General features: G+C 64.3%; 16 protein-coding genes and 1 pseudogene. 12 read left to right on the plus strand and 5 right to left on the minus strand.

Annotated features, from left to right (window positions below):
- Positions 1 to 497 (minus strand): annotated as a pseudogene (locus VJ673_RS00055) (PEP-utilizing enzyme); the annotation flags it as partial.
- 453 nt (positions 498 to 950) lie between these two features.
- Between VJ673_RS00055 and VJ673_RS00060 the strand changes: the two are divergent.
- The 4 genes from VJ673_RS00060 (at position 951) to VJ673_RS00075 (ending at position 5072) form a co-directional block, all read left to right on the plus strand.
- Positions 951 to 2654: a sigma-54-dependent Fis family transcriptional regulator gene (locus VJ673_RS00060; RefSeq protein ID WP_324123957.1), complete on the plus strand. Its 1704-nt coding sequence runs from the start codon at positions 951 to 953 to the stop codon at positions 2652 to 2654.
- The gene (locus VJ673_RS00065) at positions 2651 to 3118 is read left to right on the plus strand and encodes a pyridoxamine 5'-phosphate oxidase family protein (RefSeq protein WP_324123958.1); all 468 of its coding nucleotides are present in this window, start codon (positions 2651 to 2653) and stop codon (positions 3116 to 3118) included. Before VJ673_RS00060 ends, VJ673_RS00065 begins: the two co-directional genes overlap by 4 nt.
- Before the next feature lie 74 nt (positions 3119 to 3192).
- Positions 3193 to 3867, plus strand: coding sequence for a phosphoribosyltransferase (locus tag VJ673_RS00070; protein ID WP_324123959.1), 675 nt, complete (start codon positions 3193 to 3195; stop codon positions 3865 to 3867).
- A gap of 20 nt (positions 3868 to 3887) precedes the next feature.
- Positions 3888 to 5072: an SRPBCC family protein gene (locus VJ673_RS00075; protein WP_324123960.1), complete on the plus strand. Its 1185-nt coding sequence runs from the start codon at positions 3888 to 3890 to the stop codon at positions 5070 to 5072.
- A 5-nt stretch (positions 5073 to 5077) separates the two neighbouring features.
- Here VJ673_RS00075 and VJ673_RS00080 read toward each other — a convergent pair whose 3' ends face one another.
- Entirely contained in the window at positions 5078 to 6148 is a 1071-nt protein-coding gene (locus tag VJ673_RS00080) for a ribokinase (protein ID WP_324123961.1), read from the minus strand.
- 43 nt (positions 6149 to 6191) lie between these two features.
- Between VJ673_RS00080 and VJ673_RS00085 the strand changes: the two genes are divergently transcribed.
- A complete protein-coding gene (locus tag VJ673_RS00085) occupies positions 6192 to 6947 on the plus strand; it encodes a DUF5602 domain-containing protein (RefSeq protein WP_324123962.1) in 756 nt (251 codons plus the stop codon).
- 377 nt (positions 6948 to 7324) lie between these two features.
- On the opposite strand, the gene VJ673_RS00090 is transcribed toward VJ673_RS00085, so the two are convergent.
- Positions 7325 to 9616, minus strand: coding sequence for a diguanylate cyclase (locus tag VJ673_RS00090; RefSeq protein WP_324123964.1), 2292 nt, complete (start codon positions 9614 to 9616; stop codon positions 7325 to 7327).
- 255 nt (positions 9617 to 9871) lie between these two features.
- On the minus strand, positions 9872 to 10807 hold the full coding sequence (locus VJ673_RS00095) for a LysR family transcriptional regulator (RefSeq protein ID WP_324123965.1): 936 nt from the start codon (positions 10805 to 10807) through the stop codon (positions 9872 to 9874).
- 153 nt (positions 10808 to 10960) lie between these two features.
- On the opposite strand from VJ673_RS00095, the gene VJ673_RS00100 reads away from it, so the two are divergent.
- The 3 genes from VJ673_RS00100 (at position 10961) to prpF (ending at position 14553) form a co-directional block, all read left to right on the plus strand.
- Positions 10961 to 11740, plus strand: coding sequence for a 3-oxoacyl-ACP reductase family protein (locus VJ673_RS00100; RefSeq protein WP_324123966.1), 780 nt, complete (start codon positions 10961 to 10963; stop codon positions 11738 to 11740).
- 201 nt (positions 11741 to 11941) lie between these two features.
- Positions 11942 to 13273 (plus strand): flavin-dependent monooxygenase QhpG, encoded by a 1332-nt coding sequence (gene qhpG, locus VJ673_RS00105; RefSeq protein WP_324123967.1) that lies wholly within the window; start codon positions 11942 to 11944, stop codon positions 13271 to 13273.
- 86 nt (positions 13274 to 13359) lie between these two features.
- A complete protein-coding gene (gene prpF / locus VJ673_RS00110) occupies positions 13360 to 14553 on the plus strand; it encodes a 2-methylaconitate cis-trans isomerase PrpF (RefSeq protein ID WP_324123968.1) in 1194 nt (397 codons plus the stop codon).
- Positions 14554 to 14562: 9 nt separating this feature from the next.
- Here the strand turns inward: prpF and VJ673_RS00115 are convergent, their stop codons facing one another.
- Complete coding sequence (locus VJ673_RS00115) at positions 14563 to 15189, minus strand: LysE family translocator (protein ID WP_324124019.1); 627 nt, start codon at positions 15187 to 15189, stop codon at positions 14563 to 14565.
- 234 nt (positions 15190 to 15423) lie between these two features.
- Here VJ673_RS00115 and VJ673_RS00120 point away from each other — a divergent pair, with 234 nt between their 5' ends.
- From VJ673_RS00120 to acnA, 4 genes are all read left to right on the plus strand, one after another.
- Complete coding sequence (locus VJ673_RS00120) at positions 15424 to 16002, plus strand: peroxidase-related enzyme (protein ID WP_324123969.1); 579 nt, start codon at positions 15424 to 15426, stop codon at positions 16000 to 16002.
- Positions 16003 to 16149: 147 nt separating this feature from the next.
- Positions 16150 to 16581 carry a VOC family protein gene (locus tag VJ673_RS00125; protein ID WP_324123971.1) on the plus strand — a complete coding sequence of 144 codons (432 nt, stop codon included), beginning with the start codon at positions 16150 to 16152 and terminating at the stop codon, positions 16579 to 16581.
- 41 nt (positions 16582 to 16622) lie between these two features.
- Positions 16623 to 17372: an HAD family hydrolase gene (locus VJ673_RS00130; protein ID WP_324124020.1), complete on the plus strand. Its 750-nt coding sequence runs from the start codon at positions 16623 to 16625 to the stop codon at positions 17370 to 17372.
- Positions 17373 to 17499: 127 nt separating this feature from the next.
- On the plus strand, positions 17500 to 20112 hold the full coding sequence (acnA, locus tag VJ673_RS00135; protein ID WP_324123972.1) for an aconitate hydratase AcnA: 2613 nt from the start codon (positions 17500 to 17502) through the stop codon (positions 20110 to 20112).
- Positions 20113 to 20214 lie beyond the last annotated feature (102 nt).

Here is a 20214-nt window from a genome sequence, read left to right on the forward strand (position 1 = left end):
CCGTCGGTCACCACGCTGATATCTTCGAGATCGGGCAGGCGCGGAATCGACAGATCCTCGACTTCCTTGATGACCCGCTTCATCTTCTCTTCCCACTTTGCTTCGAGCTCGTTCCAGTTCTTGTAGTAGTAACCGGCCCGTTCCATGAAGTTCGGGACGCGTCTGCCAATCTCCTCCGGGTCCATTACCGGCACTGGCGAGATATAGACGTAGCCGTTGATGATGCGATGGTCCACGCCGCGCACCGGTGGCACCATGAAAATGCGGTTGTTGAACTGGGACAGCGCCAGGTACCAGGCCTCATCCCAAATGGTGTCGAAGGGATACAGCGGCTCAGGATAGTGCAGACCGTCGTAGAACCAGAAGGTCTCCTTCTCGTACTGATTGCGCTCGGCGTCGTCGGTGACGAACTGGTACTGGTACGGATACATCCGCTCCCAGCCTTCGGTCCCCGGGATCGTCTTGCCCTTCACGTCGTGTGGAACAGGAAACTTCATGTTTGTGTCCCCTCGTGCTGTGTCGTTTTTTGGATTTGGCCGGACGGCATTTCGCGGCCGGTTGCCGGAGAGCCATCGCAACCGCTGTGCCAGCTGCTTATGACGCGGTGCAATAACGCGTCATGCCGTTCGGGTTGTTCGTGGTGTCGCAAGGGCCGCTGTGCATGGCGAGGAACGCGTGACGCAGTTGCAGAAAAAATTCTTCCAGGAGGGCGCGAAATCCCTTTCGCCGCGCGGAATTCGGCTTCTCGGCGAAAGCCCGCCCTTGATCATTTGATGAGCTTTCGGGGGGTGTTCACCAGGCGTTTGATCATTTGGTGAACTCGGTCCAGGACCCCTTGAATTGCAAGTAAAAAGCACGAGTCCAAATCGTTTGATTTGGGTCAATACGGCCGAGCGGGACGGCGCGTAGAAGGAACGATCCACGAGGAGACAGCACATGAGGACCAGGCAATGACCAGGGCCCAGACAAAGTCGTGTATTCAGGCGGACGACCTGCGTGCACGCGTCCATTTCTGCGCCGATACCGGCCAGATCTGGCTGCACGAGCACCGGATGCTGCTGGTGCACGCCGAGGCTCAGTCCTCGCTTCGCAAGGAGCTGATCGACACGCTGGGCATGACGCGCGCACGCGGACTGCTTCTGCGCATGGGCTATGCGTCCGGCGTGCGGGATGCGGAGCTGGTGCGCACGCGCATGCCCGAACTGAGCGAAACGGATGCCTTCATGACCGGCCCGCAGCTGCACTCCCTGGAGGGCATCGTCGGCGTGATCCCGCTACGGGTAGAAGTCGATCGCGCGGCCGGCACTTTTCACTGCGAGTTCCGTTGGATCAACTCCTGGGAAGGGCAGTCGCACCGGCGCCACTTCGGCAAACATCACGAACCCGTGTGCTGGACGCAGATCGGCTATGCCTGCGGCTACTCGTCCGCCTTCATGGGACGGCAGATCCTGTACAAGGAAGTCGAATGCGCCGGCATGGGCGACGAGAGTTGTCGCATCGTCGGCAAGCCGGTCGAGGAATGGGACGACGCCGACGAGCACATGCGCTACTTCGCGCCGGACCCCATCGTCGACCAACTCATCGAGCTGCAGACGCAGGTCGCGCAGCTGCGTTCGACGATCGCCGAGAAGGAGAACTTGCCGGCCGACATGATCGGCAATTCGCCCGGCTTCCGGCAGGCGTTGGAGCTCCTGAAGCAGGCGGCGGGCGGGCAGATCACGGTGCTGCTGCTGGGTGAGACGGGCGTCGGCAAGGAGCTCTTCGCGCGGGCGCTGCACGAGATGAGCAACCGTCGCGACAAACCGCTCGTCGCGATCAATTGCGCGGCGATCCCGCACGATCTCGTCGAATCCGAGCTTTTCGGGGTCGAGAAGGGCGCGTATACGGGGGCCCAAGTGTCGCGCGCGGGCCGCTTCGAGCGCGCCGACGGCGGCACGCTCTTCCTCGACGAGATCGGCGATCTGCCGCTCACCGCGCAAAGCAAGCTGCTGCGCGTGCTGCAGGAAGGCGAAGTCGAGCGCCTCGGCGACGACAAGGTGCGCAAGATCAACGTCCGGCTCGTTGCCGCAACCAACGCGGGCCTTGCCCAGCTCGTCAAGGAAGGCCGCTTCCGCGCCGACCTCTACTACCGCCTCAACGCCTTCCAGATCAACATCCCGTCGCTGCGCGAACGGCGCGACGACATCTCGCCGCTCGCGAAGCACTTCCTCGAAAAGTACGCCGCGATCAACGGCAAGAAGCTGCTCGGCTTCACCGACAAGGCGAAGAAGGCGCTCGTCGGCTACGCGTGGCCGGGCAACATCCGCGAGTTGCAGAACACCGTCGAGCGTGGGGTGATCCTCGCGCCGAACGGGGGACGGGTCGAGATCGACCACCTCTTCCTGTCGCGCGGCGAGGAGACGGTGGAGGAGCTGGGCCTCGCACCCGACGGCAAGCTCGACTTGGGCGGCTCGAAGCCAGCCCGCGCGCTATGCGATGCGGTGTGCGGCGGTGAAATGACGCTCGACGAACTGGAGGCGATGCTGCTCGAATCGGCGATGGACAAGGCGCGCGGCAATCTGTCGTCCGCGGCGCGCATGCTCGGACTCACGCGCCCGCAGCTCGCTTATCGGCTCAAGCGGCTGCATGAGGACGAGGTCGGAGACGGGGCGTGACCGACGAGGAACTGCGCCCGCGCGTTCTCGGCTACCTGCAGTCCCACCATACGATGACCATCGCGTCGCAGGGCGAGGAGGGCGTTTGGGCGGCCACCGTGTTCTATGTGAACGACGGCCTGCGGCTCTACTTCCTCTCCGCCCCGACCACCCGTCACAGCCGCAACATCGCGCGCGATGGCCGCATCGCGATCACGATCCAGGAGGATTGCGCCGACTGGCCGCAGATCAAGGGCATCCAGGCCGAAGGCCTCGCGGTCGAGATCGGCGGCGACGAGGAGCGGCGTGTGCGCGAACTCTACGGCGCAAAGTACCCCGTCGTCGGCAAGCTCGCCCAGGCGCCCGCCGCGATCGTCAAGGCGCTCGCGAAGGTCCGCTGGTATCGCTTCGAACCCGAACGCCTGTTCTTCATCGACAACTCCCTCGGGTTCGGCCGGCGGGACGCCGTGGAGTGCCGCAACTAGCGAGGAGACCCGGGCACACCGTTTGCACGCCGCTTCAGTCCCGGCCGCCCATTCGGCAGCAAGAGGAGAAACGGATGCATGAACGGTTTTTCGATCGCCGCGAGGCCGGACGCCGGCTCGGAGAGCGGCTGCTGTCTTATGCGGGTCGGCCGGATGTCCGTGTTCTGGGCCTGCCCCGCGGCGGCGTGCCCGTCGCATTTCAGGTCGCGCAGCGGCTGCAGGTGCCGCTCGATGTCCATGTCGTCCGCAAACTCGGCGTAGCGAGGCACCCCGAACTCGCGATGGCGGCGATTGCGAGCGGCGGCGTGCTCGTACTCAATCACCGTTTGGTCGACCGGTGGGCGATTCCGCCGGAGGACATCGATCGCGCCGCCCTTCTGGAATCCGAAGAACTGGCGCGACGCACCCGGGCTTACCGCGGCGGCCGCGCTCCACTCAATGTAAAAGGCTGCACCGCGATCGTCGTCGACGACGGGCTCGCCAGCGGCATCACGATGCGCGCCGCCGTCGCCGGCCTGCGCCATGCCGGCGCCCACCGGATTGTCGTCGCCGTGCCGATCGGCACCGGCTACGGCTGCATCGGGTTGTCGGGCGACGCGGACGAAGTGGTCTGCATGGAGATGCCGGTCCCGTTCCGCGAGCTTGCGCGGTGGTACCGCAATTTTCCGCAGGTCGAGGACCACGAGGTTCGCGACCTGCTCGACCGCGCTGCGGGCGAGAACTTGCAAGTCGATGAAATCTTTACCTGAGCGACGCAAGGAGGTGTGCCATGAAACGAGAGGTGATGGGTGGCAGGCACGGAGCGATGACCGCACTCGGCGTCGCGGGTCTGAGCATGCTGGCAATGTATCTGCTGGACCCGCAGGCCGGGCGACGGCGGCGCGCGCTCGTGACGGACAAACTGCGCAGCGGCGGCACGCAGGTCGGACGCGTGGCCGAAGTGGCATGGCGGGACGGCGTCAATCGCAGTCGTGGTCTTGCCGCTCGCGTCCGCTCGCGCATGACGGCAGACCACGATCTTTCCATTCCCCGACTGGAAGGGCGGGTGCGTGCCCGCATCGGCCGCGCCGTGTCGAATCCGCATGGAATCCACGTGCTGGCGAGCGATGACGGCACGGTCGTGCTCGAAGGGCCGATCCTCGCCGACGAGGTGGGGAAGCTGATGGGAGCGGTGTGGAGCGTGCGCGGCGTCACGAAAGTCGACGACCGCCTCGACGTCCATGACGAGCCGGGCAACATTGCCGCGCTGCAAGGGGTGGAAACCGGCCGACACAGGTCGCGCGTACCTGAGAACTGGCCGCCGTCGCTGCGCATGCTGGCGGGAGGTGCCGGAATTCTCACGGCCCTGCTGAGCCTGTCGCGCGGCCGGGCGATCGGTGCCCTCGGCACGCTCGCGGGGGGTGCCCTGGTCGCGCGTTCCGTCACCAACCAGCGCCTGGGCGAAATCGCCGGACGGCGCGGAACGCGCAGCGTGCATCTCGACAAGGAGCTCTTCATCGCCGCGCCGCCCGAGCAAGTATTCGACTTCTGGAGCCACCCCGAAAACTTCCCGCAGTTCATGCGTAACGTCGAGGCCGTGCAGATGACCGGCGCCAACCGCTGGCACTGGAAAGTCGCCGGCCCGCTGCGCCCGGTCGAATGGGACGCCGAGATCGTCGAGCGCGACGAGAACCGCCGCCTCGTCTGGCGCACCCTGCCCGGGGCCGCGGTCGAAAGCGAGGGGAGCATCGACTTCGAGCCCGACGGATCCGGAACGCGTCTGCGCGTGTCCATGAGCTACACGCCGAAGGCCGGGATTGCCGGTCATGCGGTCGCCCGGCTCTTTGGACGGGACGCCAAGACACAGCTGGACGAAGACCTGATGCGGGTGAAGTCCTTCCTCGAGACCGGAATGCCGGCGCGCGACGCGCACGCGACACGCCAAGCCGAGAGCGAGCGGACCATCCTGCACTGAGCCGCTCAACGTGAAGAGCGCTCTTCCTCCCCGGGCATCAGCGCCATGACCGCGCTGCGGTCCGGGTAGGAAGGCTGAGCTCCATACGCCATCACCGCCGCCGTACTGGCGGCCACTGCAAAGCGCGCCGCTTCCGGGGGGGCCCGGCCTTCCAGCAACGCGACCGCGAACGCGCCGGTAAAGGCGTCTCCGGCGCCCGTCGTATCGACCACTTCCACGTCGACGGACGCAACGCGCTGCTCCTGCTTACCCACCAGGAGAAGGCAGCCGCCACCGTCCAGCTTGATGCAGACGACCCGCGGCCCCCGCGCTGCGAGCGCCCTCGCGATGTCGCAGATCGCGCCCGCGCCGGCCAATTGATGCGCCTCTTCTTCGTTGGGCGTGATCACGTCGGCCATCGCCAGCAATTCATCATCGACCCGGTCCGGGAAGGTCGGGTCGAGCACGACATGCATGCCATGCCGCCGCGCACAGCCCGCCGCCGCCTTGACGACACGGGCAGGAATTTCGCAGTTGCAGACGAGCACGCTGCCCGCCGGCGCCAACTCAATGCCGTGGCAAACCTTGCCGATCTCTTCGTCCGACCACTCGTCGTTGGCATTGGCCGCGACCACGATGTTCTTCTTTCCGGACCGCGGCACCAGGACCATCGCGAACCCGGTCTGGCCTCCGGCGCGACAAACTTCAGATAGATCGACGCCGACCTCCCGCAGCGGCGTTAGCGCCTGCGCCGCCAGGTCGTCATCGCCAACCCGGCCGAAGAGCCGCGCGGCGCGTCCGAGCCGTCGCGCAAGGAAGGCTACATTCGCCGCCTTGCCGCCTCCGAGCCGACGGAAATCGTGGGCGAGCGCCAATCCGGCCGAACCCGCCGGCTTGTCGATGCGGACCTGGAAATCGGCGTTGATGCTGCCGAGAGCAAGAATGACTGCTTCCATGCTTCCCTCCCAGACGGACGTCGGAGAAGCCGAGCAATCGGGAGTCCCGAATCCCGCGTGCCGCTCGCCGAGCAGCGTTGAAGTCTTTGCGCCATGGGCTAGATTGAAACGCCGGGGTGGGAAAACAAGGGGTGCGATCATGATTCGGACTCGTGCACAAATCTGGCAGCTGCCGATGATTGCCATGGGGGCGACCGTCGCCGCACTGCTCTCGCCGTCGGCGATCGCGCAGATGAAGGCAGCGGCCTTTGAAGGCCCGCCCGTGCGGATCGGCCAAGGCGACGCCCGCACCGTCGTCCGCACCGATGCGGAGGGCAGGGTGGCTTCGATCGGTGTCGTCTTTGGCGCCGCCGCGCTCGAGGGATTGCCGAAGCCTGACGCCGGAGCCCATCCCAATTTCGCCTACCTTCTGCCGATGCCTTCCGACGGCCCGCCGACCTTGGTCGATCATGTCGTGATCAATTGGGAGGCAGCGGGTCATCCGCCGCCCCATGTCTACGATGTCCCGCATTTCGATTTCCATTTCTACTTCGTCAGCCATGCGGAGCAACAGCAAATTGCCTTCGCCAGCCCGCAGGAATCGGGCGATGCCAATCAGCAGCCGCCGCCGGAGCTCATGGCGGCAGGCTATGTCGTGCCGCCGGGCACAGCCGTGCCGCAAATGGGGGTGCATGCGGTCGATCCCAAGGCGCCGGAATTCCAGGGTCAAGGCTTCACGGCGACCTTGGTCTACGGCTATTACAAGCAGCGATTCATCTTCATCGAACCGATGGCGTCGCTCGAATTCCTCAAATCGAAGCAGTCCTACGTAGCCTCCGTGCCCCGGCCTGCGGGTTATTCGAAGGTGGGCGCGAAGACCGATGTCTTTCCGTCGCTGTATAGCGTCAAATATGACGAAAAGAAGATGACCCACGAGGTCATGCTCGAGGGATTGAAGTAGGACGAGTCAGGACACAGTCGTTCAGATACTTGCCGAAGGGGCGCCGTTCGAGTGCGCGCTCTCCCAGCCGCGTGCGCCGCGCGCTCTGGCGCTTTCCTCCTGCCTCGTACCGGTCGGCCTGCTCGGTCGCTTCGTCGTGGCGGACCAGACATGGGCTGACCGACTCACCTGCCTGGGCAGTCTGGCGATGAGCTTGTTTTCCTCGGTGCTGGTGCCGACCGTGCTAAGCCATGCCGTCCTGTTGGCCGCCGATGCTCCGTCGCTCACCGACGGCTTCGGGGGGCTGCCGGCCAGCGCCGCGACCGGATCGCTGCCCTGCGCCCCGTTCAGTTCGACGATTCTGTCGGCGATCGACAAGCCGCGGCGGCGGTCACGCTTTATGAAGATACCTTCAGATCACGAATTTCATCGTTGGATTGAGGCTGTCGGTCGTAGCAATGCGTTCTATTGCGACCGCTCGTCTTGGCTGCATACAAAGCCCGATCCGCTCGAGACAGCAGCGTCTCGAGGTCCGGGGTATCAGTCGAAAGACAGGCAATGCCGACGGAAATAGTAATGGGGACGATCGTTCCCGTATCCGAAGAGGTTTCAGCAACGGAGACCGCGTGACGTAGGCGCTCAGCCACATCCTCCGCTTGCTCACAAGACGTTTCAGGCAGGATGACCGCGAATTCCTCGCCGCCGACCCGGCCGATGATATCGACGGCGCGAAGCTCCTTCTGGCTCAGCTCTGCGAAATTCTGCAGCACGAGATCCCCGGTTCGATGGCCGTGGGTGTCGTTCACTTTCTTGAAGTGATCGATATCCACCATCAGCACGGAGAGGGGGCCTCCATATCGCTGTGCACGGGAAAATTCGAGTTCCGCCAGCACCGTGAAGTGCCGGCGATTTGCCACATTGGTCAAAGCGTCCGTCTCGGCCAGGCGCTTGAGCTCCTGCTCCGCGTTCTTTTGGGCAGTGATGTCTCGGGTGACCGCAAGTTGCCCTTTGATATGTCCATCGTGGTCCCGCAACGGCGCGGCATGAGTATCCACCCAAAGTCGGCGCCCCTTTAACCCCACGATCTCGAATTCGAGAGATCCGGACTCTCCTGAGCAGACTCGCTTGTTAAGGTCGATGAAGGACTCGCGGTATTCGGGGGCGATCAGTCGAGTTACATCCTGCCCAACAACTTGATCCTCAGAACTGGCCTCAATCATTTCAAGTCCGGCTCGGTTCATCTGCATTAAGGTCCCGTCCGGAGCGACCACTTTCACGCATTCGGGGTCGGTCTCGACAATAGTCCTCAGTTTCCGTTCGCTTTCGACCAACGCAGCCGTCGTCCGCTTGAGTTCGGTAATGTCCGATACCAGGACATAAAAGCCGAGTACACCACCGTCCGTGGAGACGTCGGGGATGTATTGGGCCCAGGTATGGCCGACGGTCCCGTCAGCCTTCGTCAGCGTGCGCTCGAAGCACTGGCGTTCGCCGCGAAGCGCGCCGCGGATGAAGGGTTCGTTCTTGTGGAATAGGGACTCGCCCATCAGATCCTGGATGCGAATTCCACGCATTTCCTCTGGAGCCTTTCCGAACCATTCCAAGTATCCCCGGTTGGCGAACTGGCAGCGCAGTTCGCTGTTCCAGTAGCCCACCATGCTCGGAAGGTTGTCTGTCAGGCTGGTGAGGAACCGTTGATGGGCTGCCAGAGCTTCCGCCGCTTCGGCCTCTCTCTTCGCGAACTCGCGTTGCCGACGCTGGAAGGCATACAGCCCGAAGACTGAGCCAATGGAGAAAAGCGCAAACAGGCCGCCTTGTTCGTAGGCATCCTGTCGCCAGCTCGCATAGATTGCATCCAGTTCGCGCGCCACGGCCACGATCAGAGCACGATCCTGCCTCACGTTTTGGGGTTGAATGGTGCTGAGAGCAATCATGAGCTCTCGGCCGGTCGCGTCTGTCGTACCGGTCATTGCACTGACCTCCCTACCGCTTTCCCGGTGGCGCGTAAAGAAGGATTCCAGTTGATCAAGATTCTTGCCTTGTGGGGCTTCCGCTGCCGGTACCATCAAAAACTGAACGCCATCTTCGTGCGCTATGGCGCTCAGCATGTCATTTGCGTAGAGCACCGAGATCATCAACGTCTTGAAATATTCTGGATCGAGTGTGGCGACGACTACGCCGGAGAAAGAACCGTCAGGTCCTGGGATGATCTTGGCTACAGTCACGCTGAAGACGCCAAGCGTGCTCTGGACGGGCGGCAAGACAAATAAGGTCGCCGGGTCGCCGACCTGCAAAGGCCGCTTGTAGTAGTCGCGATAGGCGAAGCTAGCGCCGATCAATTCGGGACGGTTGGAAGCAGTGCTCACGCCTTGCTTGTCCAGTATCCGGAGGGTGCGGACACCGGGCATCGCGTCGGTAAGCACTTTGAGGCGACCAGTCGCGCGCTCCTGGGCGCCGGGCTCTGACCATTCCTTGGCGAGATCCTCGAGCACGGAATTGACCGAAGACAGATTTGCGACCAGATTCTCCTGGATTACTCGTGTCTGCGTCAGGAGTCGACTCTGCTCCCTATCGCCCGTGCGCGCACGCTCGACCCAGAGATCGAAGCCATTCGCACACCCGATGATTAGCAGCGATATGGCCAAGAGCAGCCATTGTGCGGAATAGGGAGACTTCTTGACCCGAGGCTTCATGGAAGAATAGCGGCCGATGCGGGTGGCTCTTCGCCAAGGAGAATTGTGTCTTCATTATACTCGTGCAGCCAAGCCCTTCTTCTGCTTCACATACTATCGATCTGACAGCCAGCCACATCAATGTGGAATGATCTGCCATAAAGAAAAGTTTTTGCTGTGTCTTTCCGAGTCGTTGACACCTGGGTCAGCTCAAGACGCCTACCGCCGATAAATGCAAAGCAGTCCTTCAAGGCGACTACAAGATGCCAGTGCGCTTTAATACGCGCTGAAGCGCTGTGCCATCCTGTGCTTGCGGAAATAGGACACAACGAAATCGATGAATGCGCGGGTCTTGGCCGGCAGCAGCTTTTGCGCCGAAAAGTAGAGCGAAAGGGCACCAGCATCGGCATACCAGTCGGGCAGGACGCGAACGAGGCGTTTGGAGGCGAGATAGGGCTGGGCGTTGGGCATGCTAATGACGGCGATGCCCAGGCCCTGCTCCGCCGCTTCGAGCGAAGCGGCGGGGTCGCTCATCGTCATGCGGATCTGCATGTCTATCGGCATCTGTTCCTTGCGGCGAGGGTCCTTGCCGTTGATCAGCGCCCACGGGCGGATACGCCCGGTTTGCGGCGAGCGAATGAAAATGCCGGAGTGCTGCTTGAGTTGCTCCGGATGCGTAATTTCCGGTCGATCCGCGAGGTAGGCCTTGGAGGCGAGCAGCACGACGTGCGCCGGGGCCAGTTCGCGGGCGACGACGCCGGGTGGAAGCTCGAAGCCACCGCCAATGGCGGCGTCGAAGCCTTCGGCGATCAGATCGACCTGGCGATTTTCGAAGTGCCAGTCGGGCACGATGGCCGGGTGCAGGGCGAGAAAGTCGCTTAGCAGCGGCAGGATGTGCTCGCGCCCGAACGCGTTGCCCATGCTGACCTTGAGCGTGCCCGCGGCTTGTCCTTCGGCATCGGCGAGATTGGCGACCGCGTTCTGTATGGTCGCCAGGCTACCGCTGACCTCGGCCAGGAAGCGCGTGCCCGCTTCGGTCAGTCGCAGGCTGCGTGTGCTGCGCTGGAACAGACGTATGCCCAGGCTGGCCTCCAGTCGCGCGACGTTCTTGCCTACGGCGGCAGAGGTCAAGCCCAGGCGCCGTGCCGCTTCGGAGAAGCTTCCGGCTTCAGCGCTGCGAACGAAGCATTCGATACTTCCTAATGTTTCCATGCGCTTTTCCGGACCATTTTGGCCGGTTCATTTAAAACTTTTGGTTTAAAAAGCATAAACAGATTGGTGTCTTATCACAATGCAATGAACGGCGGATAGTTCTCTCCATGGCGCAGCGATATTGCGAAGCCAAGCCCCTCAAGGAGAAACGTCATGTCGAGGCAAGCTCAAAGCGTACAAGCTCAAGTCAATCATCTGGCCGGTAAGGTCGCCTTCGTTCAGGGTGGTTCGCGCGGCATTGGCGCTGCCATTGCCAAGCGGCTGGCTCGTGACGGTGCCGCCGTGGCGTTGACCTACGCCAGCTCGGCTAATCAGGCGCAGGAAGTCGTCAAGGAGATCGAAGCCGCCGGCGGTCGCGCCATTGCAATCAAGGCCGACAGTGCGGATGCCGCGCAGATCAAGGCCGCCGTGCAGGTGGCCGCCGACACCTACGGCAAGATCGATATCCTGGTGAACAACGCGGGCGTGCTGGCGCTGGGCAATGTCGCCGAAGCGGAGATCCCGCTCGAAGACATTGATCGCACCCTGGCCGTGAATGTGCGCAGCGTGATCGTCGCCTCGCAGGCGGTGGTCAAGCACATGGACAAGGGTGGCCGAATCATCACCATCGGCAGCACCAACGCCGACCGCATGCCCTTCCAGGGGGGCTCGGTGTACGCCATGAGCAAGTCCGCCATCGTCGGTCTGACGAAGGGGCTGGCGCGCGATCTCGGTCCGCTCGGCATTACCGTCAATAACATTCAGCCGGGCCCCATCGACACCGAAATGAATCCGGACAGCGGGGATTTTGCGCAGACCTTGAAGGGCCTGATGGCACTGCCGCGCTACGGCACGGTGGAGGAAGTGGCGAGCTTCGCGGCTTATCTGGCCGGCCCCGAGGCCGCCTATATCACCGGCGCCAGTTTATTGATCGATGGCGGATTTTCTGCCTGATTCGTCACGGGAACGCCGGGTGCAGGAGCAGCGTACTCGGCGCCCATTAGGCGGACGGGCGCGGCGTCGCGCGGCGGAGGGAATTGCCGATCCGGGCTAACTCGCATTCGCGACGCCTCATACAATCCGCTCATCCCGCGCCGCGGCGTGCGAGCAAGCGATGATCGTCCCCACCCCCGTCCTCTCGTCAAGTCCCCCTGTATGAGCGCCAATCGCATCCTCGTGCTCGGCGCGGGGCCCGCGGGCATCGCGGTCGCAATGGGGCTACGGCGCGCGGGTGAGGACGTGATGCTGATCGGAGAGCCGCGCCGCTTTGCCGCGGTGGAAGGCGTTTCCGTACGCGTCCTGGAGGCCCTGCGTAATGCCGGTTTCGCGCGGGCGCTGCAATGCTTCGCGCCGCCTTCACCGCGCTGCGTGACGTGGAACGGTGTGCTGTCGCAGGCCAATACCGAAAGCCTTGTCGATCGCCAGCGCTTCGACCTCGCCGCCCTCGAAGATGCCCGGAACGCCGGCGTGCGCGTCCTATCGGCCCGGATCGTCTCCTGCGCATCCTCGCCCGATGGCCATCTCGTACAACTGGAGCACGGCGGCGCACTGCAGACCGTGGAAGCCGGCTTCATCGTCGAGGCGCGCGGCCGTGCCGCGCCGAGCACGGGGCAGGCGCGCGTGCGCGGTGCGGAGACGGTTTCCCTGCTGCAGTACTGGCAAGGGCCGGCCGGGGCCGCCCATTCGGCGGTAGAGAGCTGCCCCGACGGTTGGGCGTGGATGGCGGCGCTCGCCGACGGTCGCCGCTATCTGCAAATCACCCTCGACGTTGCAAGCGCCGCACTGCCACCGAAGAAGGCGCTCGGCGAGTTCTGCCGCGCGCGCTTCGAATCGATCGAAGCTGCGCGCCCCTTCCTGAAAGGCGCCGAGCCGATCGGCGAACCGCATGCACGTACGAGTACTCCCGTGCTGCAGGAAGCCATTGTCGGCGACAACTGGATTCGTGTGGGCGACGCTGCGATGGCGGTCGACCCCTTGTCGGGGAACGGCATCTTCCAGGCGCTCTCGTCCGCGCTGCAGGCCCCCGCCGTGATCGCGACCCTGCTGCACCAACCGGCTGCTGCGGCGTTGGCCCAGCGCTTCCACCGCGAGCGCATCGAAAACCTCTTCTACCGCTTCGCCCGCATCGGCCGCGATTTCTATCAGATGGAGTCGCAATGGTCCGAGCACCCTTTCTGGCGGACACGGCGAAGCTGGCCCGACGCCGAACCGATCCACGCCGCGACCTCGCCGGACGAAGTGCAAATCGCGCGCCGGCCCGTCGTGAACAAGGGGCGGATCGTCGAAGACGAAGTCGTCGTCACCCCCGACAACCCGCTCGGCACCTGGCACCTGAACGGCCTGAAGCTCGCCCCCTTGCTGCGCGCCCTCCGTGCCCGCGCACCGCAGATGACTGCCGACGAGGCGTTGTGTATGGAACTCGGCGGGAACGCCGCCCGCGCCGCTCAATTGGCGGGTTGGATGCGAAGCCAGGGCTGGCTGGAGTGAGTCGATGAACGAGCTCATCGCCTCTTGAGGCCAGAGCGCTCTGACGGTACCGTGATCGCCGCCCACGATCTCCACCAGGCAGACTCATGACCCAGATTTCCGGCCAGATCGCGATTCGCGCCACCTACATGCGGGGCGGCACCAGCAAAGGCATCTTCTTCACGTCCGACGATCTCCCCGCGGAAACGCGCACCGATCCGGCGCTGCGCGACGCCCTGCTGCTGCGCGTCGTCGGCAGTCCCGATCCTTACGGGAAGCACATCGACGGCATGGGCGGCGCGACCTCCAGCACCAGCAAGGTCGTCCTCGTCAGCCGCAGCACCCGGGAGGACTGCGACGTCGATTACCTGTTCGGCGCGGTCTCGATCGACAAGCCGGTCATCGACTGGAGCGGCAACTGCGGCAACCTCACATCCGCCGTCGGTCCCTTCGCGATCCAGCGCGGCCTGGTCGACGCTCCGCGCGAGGGCGTCGCCGTCGTCCGCATCTGGCAGGCCAATATCGGCAAGAAGATCATCGCGCACGTGCCGATGGCCCACGGCGAAGTGCTGGAAATCGGCGACTTCGAGCTCGATGGCGTCGCCTTCCCGTCCGCCGAAATCAAGCTCGAATTCCTGGACCCCGGCGCGAACGAAGACGGGGAGGGCGGCGCGATGTTTCCGACGGGCCGCATGATCGATATGGTCGATGTGCCGGGCGTCGGTCGGGTCGAGGCGACCCTGATCAACGCCGGCAATCCGACGATCTTCGTCGATGCGGCGACGCTTGGCTTCCGCGGTACCGAACTTCAGCCCGACATCAATCGTGACGAGACCGTGCTGGCGCGCTGCGAAGCCATTCGCGCCCATGCGACTGTCGCGATGGGCCTCGCCCGAACCGCAACGGAAGCGACGGAGAAGCGCCCCCATACGCCCAAGCTCGCCTTCGTCGCGCCGCCGGCGGCGTATACCGCCTCCAGCGGGAAGGCGGTGAAGGCCGACGATATTGACCTCTGCGCCCGCATCTTCTCGATGGGGAAACTCCATCACGCCATGACGGGCACCGGCGCTGTGGCCATCGCAGTCGCCGCCGCGATCCGCGGCACCGTCGTTTCCCGGCTGCTAGGGGAGGGCGGACGCCGGGACGAAGTGCGCTTCGGCCACCCCTCCGGAACAATGACCGTCGGCGCCGCCGCGTCGGAAATCCAGGGTGAATGGAAGGTCGAGAAGGCGACGATGAGCCGCAGCGCTCGTCGCCTCATGGAAGGACAGGTCTTCGTCCCCGCGAATTACGCGGGTTGACCCGGCCGATCAGCGGTTAACGATCAGCCGCAAGCCCAACGCCACGAACACGGTCCCGGCGACGCGGTCGAGGACGGCGCTCGCCTTCGGCTTGGTATTGAGCCACTGCCCGATCGCGCCGGAAAAATAGCCCAGCATGCCGAACAGCACTGCGGCCTGCACGGTGAACGTCACGCCCAGCAGCGCCATCTGCAAGCCGACATTGCCATTCGCGGGAATGACGAACTGCGGCAGGAAGGACAGAAAGAACAGCACCACTTTCGGATTGATCGCATTCGCGAACACGCCCTTGAGGAACAGCTTCGACAGCGATGTCTCGTCCGATTTCACTGCCCCGACGCGGGCGCCTCCCAAACTGCGTAGGGCGTTCACGCCCAGCCAGATCAGGTAAAGACCGCCGCACACCTTGAGCAAGGTGAACGCCGTCGGCGACGCGGCAATCAGCGCGCTCACGCCGACGACCGCCAGCACTGTATGGCTCAGGCAGCCCAGCGCGCAGCCAAGGCCGAAGGCGATGCCCTGCCTGCGGCCCTTCGAAATCCCCATGCTGAGCACCATCAGATTGTCGGGTCCCGGAGACGCCGTGATGAGGATCGCGGCGAGCAGAAAACCGATGAATTGTTGAAAAGTCAGCATACGGCCCCCGCGTTGCAGAAGGGGTCGATGGTACGCCGTTCTTCTGCGATCGGTTGGCGCGTTTTGTATTTTAGAGACGACCAGTCTAATATCGACCCATGGCGATAAAAGCCGAACCTCCCGTCGACGCGATAGGCCGTCCAGATAGCGTGAACGCATGATGGACACGGATGAGCCGCCGTTGCGTCGGCTGATTTTTTGCACAGCCAGTGTTGCCACTAGAAGGAGAGAAGCATGACCCAAGCATCACAAGCCGCAGTCAGCCGTTTCCCTGTCCCGGAACTGAAGGACATGCCCGAAGACATTCGCGCCCGGATCCTCGCCGTACAGGAGAAATCCGGTTTCATTCCGAATGTGTTCCTGACACTCGCCCACCGTCCTGACGAGTTCCGTGCCTTCTTTGCCTATCACGACGCCCTGATGGACAAGCCTGGCAATCTGACCAAGGCCGAGCGGGAAATGATCGTCGTGGCGACGAGCAATGCCAACCAGTGCCAATATTGCGTAGTCGCGCACGGCGCCATCCTGCGCATTCGCGCCAAGAACCCGCTCATCGCCGATCAGGTCGCGACCAACTACCGCAAGGCCGATATCACGGACCGTCAGAAGGCCATGCTGGACTTCGCGATGAAGGTTTCGCAGTCGGCACATCTGGTGGGCGAGGCCGATTTTGAAGCGCTCAAGGCGCATGGATTTACCGAAGAGGACGTTTGGGACATCGCCGGCATTTCGGCCTTCTTCGGCATGTCCAATCGCCTCGCGAACGTCACTAGCATGCGACCCAACGCGGAGTTCTATTCGCTGGGCCGCTGAGCCTTGGTTTGGACGGTGGCCAGTGCTTGCGCGGGCTGGCCCGGCCACATTCCACATCGCCTGTGCCGAGCAGCACTTATCGCAAGCATCGGCGCTTCCGACTGTAGTATCGGCGCAACGACCCTCAGCGCCGGAGAATCTCACACCATGACTGAAGTGACTGGAATCGACCACATCTACATCACGGTGTCGGACCTTCAGCGTTCCGAAGCCTTCTACGATCGCGTGTTGATCGAAGTGCTTGGTTTCCGAAAGAACACGTTTGCGCTTGGCGGCGATCCGCACGTCCAGTACTACAACCGGCATTTCGGCTTTGTCCTGCGTCCATCGCGAAGCTCGGCCGCCCACGATTCCTACGCACCGGGGCTGCATCATTTTTGCCTTCGCGTGGACTCTGTTGCGGACGTCGTAACGGCGGCGAATCAACTTCGTGCCCTCGGCGTCGACGCGTCGGAGGCGAAGCTCTATGCCGAGTACGCGCCGGACTACTGGGCAACGTTCTTTGCCGATCCCGATGGCGTCCGCTTGGAGCTGACAAACTACCGGCAGGAACGCCGCGATCGTCATGACAAGTGGTAAGCGGGGAGCGGGGGACTGCCGGATCGCACAAGGGCTTGCCGGTGACGCGCCCAGAACGGCAGCGATCCTGTCGATCGGGTAATATCGCCCACATGCTTAAGCTCGATCAAATCAAAGCGATCTCGCTGGACCTGGACGACACGCTGTGGCCCGTCTGGCCGATCATCGACCGTGCCGAGCAGGTGCTCCACGAATGGCTCGCAAGCAACGCCCCATTGACCGCTGCGATGTACGCAAGTCCCCAGGCGCTGCGCGCGATTCGCGACGCCGTGGGGCGGGAGCGGCCGGATCTGGCGCACGACATGACGGCGCTGCGCCGCGAGTCGATCCGGCTGGCGCTCTCCAATGCGGGAGAGGACCCGCAGTTGGCGGGGGTGGCGTTCGAGGTTTTCTTCGCCGAGCGCCACAAGGTGAGCTTCTATCCGGATGCGCTCCCCGCGCTGGAGTTCCTGGCGGCGCGTTATCCGCTGGTGAGCATTTCCAACGGAAACGCCGACGTGTCGCGCCTCGAAGTGGCGCCGCTTTTCGTGGCGAGCGTCTCGGCGCTGAAGGTGGGCGTGTCGAAGCCCGATCCCCGCATCTTCCGGGTCGCGGCCGAAGCCGTCGGCGCGCAGCCGCATGAAGTGCTGCACGTGGGCGACGACGCGGTGCTGGATGTGCTCGGGGCGCGCGACGCCGGCATGCAGGCGGTGTGGATCAATCGCGAGCAGAAGCCGTGGCCGCAGGCGGAGAAGCGGCATCCCGAATTCGCCGACTTGAGCGAGTTGGTGGCGGCATTGCTGTCCGCCTGACGTTGCGGAATCCGGGCGCAGGTCGCGCCGCTCTGCAACTCGTCATGCAGATCCGCGAGGCCAAGGACAAAGCCTCCGGCGCCGTCACTGCCTGATCTCCTGCAAATTCCGATTCATTTACGAAACCATGCCCTCCGATATTTCGATCCAGGAACTTCGGCTCGGCGACGAACGGCTGGTGATCGTCGATCTCCCCGCATTGTTCGACGACCGGTTACAGCGGCTGCCGATCGTGCTGCGGCTGCTGCTCGAAAACGTCATCCGCAATACCGAGGGCGAGGAGCGAAGCGCTGCCGCCGAGGCGATCTTCGAGTGGCTGAAGCGCGGTACGAGTGAAGCGGAAATCGCTTTCCAGCCCGACCGCGTGCTGATGCACGACACCACGAGCACGCCGGCCCTGGTGGATATCGCCGCGATGCGCGACACGCTCGCCGAGCACGGCGTCGACCCGACGGTGCTGAACCCGCAGCTTCCGGTGGACGTCTCGGTCGACCATTCGCTCGCGGTGGAGGCCTACGGACGGAGTGACGCGCCCGAGATCAACCTCGCGCATGAACTGCGACGCAACGAGGAGCGCTATCGCTTCCTGCGCTGGGCGGGCAGCGTGCTGAAGGGCGTGCGCATCAACCCGCCCGGCACGGGGATCATGCACACGATCAACCTCGAGCAACTGGCGACCGTCGTCACGCGGCAGCAGCGCGGCGACACGACCTGGGCCGTTCCCGACGTGATGATCGGCACCGACAGCCACACGCCGATGATCAACGGCATCGGCGTGCTGGGCTGGGGCGTCGGCGGGCTGGAGGCGCAGACGGTGATGTTCGGCATGCCGATCATGCTGCGCATTCCCGACGTGATCGGCGTGCGTCTGACCGGTGCGCTGGAGGCGGGGGCTTTGGCAACCGACCTCGCACTGACGGTGACGCAGCGCCTGCGCGCGATCGGTGTCGCGGGCGAATTCGTCGAGTTCTTCGGGCCGGGTGTGGCGACGCTCACGGCGGCCGAGCGCGCGGTGGTCGCCAACATGGCGCCGGAGTATGGAGCGACGACCGGCTTCTTTCCGATCGATCAGCGCACGCTCGACTATCTCGCCGAGACCGGACGTGCGGCGTCGCAGGTCGAGCTGGTCCGTGCCTACACGCAACGTGTAGGCCTGTGGTTCGACCCCGAGGCCGCGCCGCGCTATACGCGCACGATCGAGATCGATCTGTCGACGATCGGCACGCACATCGCAGGGCCCCGGCGGCCGCAGGACCTGCTGCCGGTGTCCGAGGCACGCCGTACGCTTTCGGCGCTCGGTTTCGACCCCACGAGCCCCGACGCCGCAATGCCCCGGCATCCGGTCGCGATTGCCGCGATCACGAGCTGCACGAACACCTCGGACCCGCGGCTGCTGCTCGCCGCCGGCCTCGTCGCGCGCAATGCGCAACGTCGCGGGCTGCGGGTGCCGGCGTGGGTGAAGACTTCGTTGAGCCCCGGTTCGCCAGCGGCCGCGGCCTACCTCGTCCGTGCCGGGCTGCGCGACGCGCTGGCGGCGGTCGGCTTCGACATCGTCGGCTTCGGCTGCGCCACCTGCATCGGCAATTCGGGCGCGCTTCCCGAGGTCGTCCGCGAGGCGATGGCCGCTGGCTGCATCAAGCCGGTCGCGGCGCTGTCGGGCAACCGCAACTTCCCCGGCCGCGTGCATCCCGACCTGGAACTGGGCTTCCTGATGTCGCCGCCGCTGGTCGTCGCCTTCGCGCTGGCGGGCGACGCCGAATGCGATCTGACACGCGAGCCGGTGCAGCACGATGCGGAAGGCCGGCCCGTGTTCCTGCACGAGTTGTGGCCGACACGCGAAGAGATCGAAGAACACGTGCAGCGTGCCGCGGACCGCTCCGATTACCGCCGTGCCTTCGAACTGGCGTCGCGCAATCCGGGCTGGCACGAGCTCGCCGCGCCCGAGTCGCCGCGCTACCCATGGGAAGAGACATCGAATGCGCTGCGCCGCCCGCCGTTTGCCGCTGCGAGCGAGGGCAGTCAGCTCGGGCACTACGTCGCGTGGCCGCTGCTGGTGCTTGGCGATGACATCACCACCGACCACATCTCGCCTGCGAGCGCGATCCCGCCGGACAGCCTCGTCGCCGATTACCTTGTTGAACGCGGCGAGGACCGCGGCGACCTGAACGTCTTCGCGTCGCGCCGCGGCAACTGGGAAGTGATGCTGCGCGCGGCTTTCCACAGCAAGTCGCTGGTCAATCTGCTGGCGCCGGACGCGCCGGTTGCGCACACCTTGCACGTGCCGAGCGGCGAGCTGCTGCCGATCTGGGAAGCGGCCCGTCGCTATCGAGAAGCGCGGCAATCGGTGGTGTTGGTTGCAGGCGAACGTTACGGCACCGGGTCGTCGCGCGACTGGGCGGCAAAGGGGCAGCGACTACTCGGCGTGCGAGCCGTGCTTGCATCGAGCTTCGAACGCATCCACCGCTCGAACCTCATCGGCATGGGCATCCTGCCGCTACGCCTGCCTGCCGAGGCGCACCCGAACGCGCTGAAGCTGCTCCCGGGCGATCGCATCGAGGTCGATGTCTCTGCCACCCGACTCGCGCCACGGTCCCGCGTGCCGGTGCGCGTCCTGAAAAAGGACGGCGGAGTGGAGGACATCGAATGCATCGTAGCGGTCGAGACCCAGCTTGAGGTCGAGCTGCTGCGTAATGGCGGCGTCATTCCCACGATCCTGAAGAAACACCTGCAAGAGGCTTGAACATGAACGTGACGCGATCCATCGTCCCCAGCCTCGCGCCTCGCGGCCTTCGTCGAATCGGCCAAGGTGAGTGGTTTTGTGGCCGAGGGGCTGGTGCGGCAC

Origin of the sequence: Aromatoleum sp., assembly GCF_035254505.1 — a bacterium.
Lineage (GTDB): Bacteria > Pseudomonadota > Gammaproteobacteria > Burkholderiales > Rhodocyclaceae > Aromatoleum.

Excerpts from the sequence above, each read along its gene's own strand:
- VJ673_RS00060 (WP_324123957.1), top strand. The coding sequence starts at position 951 with ATGACCAGGGCCCAGACAAAGTCGTGTATTCAGGCGGACGACCTGCGT.
- VJ673_RS00070 (WP_324123959.1), top strand. The coding sequence starts at position 3,193 with ATGCATGAACGGTTTTTCGATCGCCGCGAGGCCGGACGCCGGCTCGGA.
- VJ673_RS00075 (WP_324123960.1), top strand. The coding sequence starts at position 3,888 with ATGAAACGAGAGGTGATGGGTGGCAGGCACGGAGCGATGACCGCACTC.
- VJ673_RS00080 (WP_324123961.1), bottom strand. The coding sequence starts at position 6,148 with ATGATCGCACCCCTTGTTTTCCCACCCCGGCGTTTCAATCTAGCCCAT.
- VJ673_RS00085 (WP_324123962.1), top strand. The coding sequence starts at position 6,192 with ATGGGGGCGACCGTCGCCGCACTGCTCTCGCCGTCGGCGATCGCGCAG.
- VJ673_RS00090 (WP_324123964.1), bottom strand. The coding sequence starts at position 9,616 with ATGAAGCCTCGGGTCAAGAAGTCTCCCTATTCCGCACAATGGCTGCTC.
- VJ673_RS00095 (WP_324123965.1), bottom strand. The coding sequence starts at position 10,807 with ATGGAAACATTAGGAAGTATCGAATGCTTCGTTCGCAGCGCTGAAGCC.
- VJ673_RS00100 (WP_324123966.1), top strand. The coding sequence starts at position 10,961 with ATGTCGAGGCAAGCTCAAAGCGTACAAGCTCAAGTCAATCATCTGGCC.
- qhpG (WP_324123967.1), top strand. The coding sequence starts at position 11,942 with ATGAGCGCCAATCGCATCCTCGTGCTCGGCGCGGGGCCCGCGGGCATC.
- prpF (WP_324123968.1), top strand. The coding sequence starts at position 13,360 with ATGACCCAGATTTCCGGCCAGATCGCGATTCGCGCCACCTACATGCGG.
- VJ673_RS00115 (WP_324124019.1), bottom strand. The coding sequence starts at position 15,189 with ATGCTGACTTTTCAACAATTCATCGGTTTTCTGCTCGCCGCGATCCTC.
- VJ673_RS00120 (WP_324123969.1), top strand. The coding sequence starts at position 15,424 with ATGACCCAAGCATCACAAGCCGCAGTCAGCCGTTTCCCTGTCCCGGAA.
- VJ673_RS00125 (WP_324123971.1), top strand. The coding sequence starts at position 16,150 with ATGACTGAAGTGACTGGAATCGACCACATCTACATCACGGTGTCGGAC.
- acnA (WP_324123972.1), top strand. The coding sequence starts at position 17,500 with ATGCCCTCCGATATTTCGATCCAGGAACTTCGGCTCGGCGACGAACGG.